The sequence below is a fragment of the Streptomyces coffeae genome, from assembly GCF_016741875.1.
Lineage (GTDB): Bacteria > Actinomycetota > Actinomycetes > Streptomycetales > Streptomycetaceae > Streptomyces > Streptomyces coffeae.
In genome coordinates, this window is record NZ_JAERRF010000108.1 from 1 (window position 1) to 1909 (window position 1909).

1 protein-coding gene is annotated in these 1909 nt (G+C 67.2%); it reads left to right on the top strand.

Translation table 11 applies throughout. From position 1 onward, the window contains the following. Positions 1-1909: dihydropteroate synthase (locus tag JK363_RS41160; protein WP_201883446.1), on the top strand; the 1909-nt coding region annotated here is incomplete at both ends.

The following is a 1909-nucleotide window of genomic DNA, read 5'->3' on the forward strand; positions in this document are numbered from 1 at the left end:
TCCCGCTGATCTGCTCGGTGACGGTGGAGACCACCGGCACGATGCTGCTCGGCTCGGAGATCGGCGCGGCGCTGACCGCCCTGGAGCCGCTGGGCATCGACATGATCGGGCTGAACTGCGCCACCGGCCCGGCCGAGATGAGCGAGCATCTGCGCTATCTCGCCCGCCACTCGCGCATCCCCCTGTCCTGTATGCCCAACGCGGGGCTGCCGGTGCTCGGCAAGGACGGCGCCCACTACCCGCTCACGCCGGGTGAACTGGCCGATGCCCAGGAGACCTTCGTCCGCGAGTACGGCCTGTCCCTGGTGGGCGGCTGCTGCGGCACCACGCCCGAGCATCTGCGCCAGGTCGTGGAGCGTGTCCGTGGTCTGGTTCCCACCGAGCGCGAACCGCGGCCCGAGCCGGGTGCCGCCTCGCTCTACCAGACCGTTCCGTTCCGCCAGGACATCTCGTATATGGCCATCGGTGAGCGGACCAACGCCAATGGGTCGAAGAAGTTCCGCGAGGCCATGCTCGAGGCACGCTGGGACGACTGTGTGGAGATGGCCCGGGACCAGATCCGCGAGGGCGCGCACATGCTCGACCTGTGCGTGGACTACGTGGGCCGCGACGGGGTGGCCGACATGGCGGAGCTGGCGGGGCGGTTCGCCACCGCCTCCACTCTGCCGATCGTGCTGGACTCCACCGAGGTCGATGTGATCCAGGCGGGTCTGGAGAAGCTGGGCGGCCGCGCGGTCATCAACTCGGTCAACTACGAGGACGGTGACGGACCGGATTCGCGCTTTGCCAAGGTGACCCTGCTCGCCCAGGAGCACGGTGCCGCGCTCATCGCGCTGACCATCGACGAGGAGGGCCAGGCCCGTACCGTCGAGAAGAAGGTCGAGATCGCCGAGCGGATCATCGCCGATCTGACGGGCAACTGGGGCATCCAGGAGTCCGACATCCTCATCGACTGCCTCACCTTCACCATCTGCACCGGCCAGGAGGAGTCCCGCAAGGACGGGATCGCCACCATCGAGGCCATCGGCGAACTCAAGCGCCGCCACCCCGACGTCCAGACCACCCTGGGTCTGTCGAACATCTCCTTCGGCCTCAACCCGGCCGCCCGGATCCTGCTCAACTCCGTCTTCCTCGACGAGTGTGTGAAGGCGGGCCTGGACTCCGCCATCGTCCACGCCTCCAAGATCCTGCCCATCGCCCGCTTCGACGAGGAGCAGGTCACCACCGCCCTCGATCTGATCCACGACCGCCGCGCCGAGGGCTATGACCCGCTCCAGAAGCTCATGGAGCTGTTCGAGGGTGCCACCGCCACCTCGCTCAAGGCCGGCAAGGCGGAGGAGCTGGCCGCTCTCCCGCTGGAGGAGCGCCTCAAGCGGCGCATCATCGACGGTGAGCGCAATGGTCTGGAAGCCGATCTGGACGAGGCCCTCCAGACCCGCAAGGCCCTGGACATCGTCAACGAGACGCTGCTGGACGGGATGAAGGTGGTCGGTGAGCTGTTCGGCTCCGGCCAGATGCAGCTGCCGTTCGTGCTCCAGTCCGCCGAGGTCATGAAGACGGCGGTGGCCCATCTGGAGCCGCATATGGAGAAAACCGCGGACAGCGATGAGGGGGCGGGCAAGGGCACCATCGTGCTCGCCACCGTCCGCGGCGACGTCCATGACATCGGCAAGAACCTGGTGGACATCATTCTGTCCAACAACGGCTACAACGTGGTCAACCTCGGTATCAAGCAGCCCGTTTCCGCGATCCTGGAGGCCGCCGAGGAGTACCGCGCGGATGTCATCGGCATGTCCGGGCTGCTGGTGAAGTCCACGGTGATCATGAAGGAGAACCTGGAGGAGCTCAACCAGCGCAAGCTGGCCGCCAGCTACCCGGTCATCCTCGGCGGCGCCGCCCTCACCCGGGC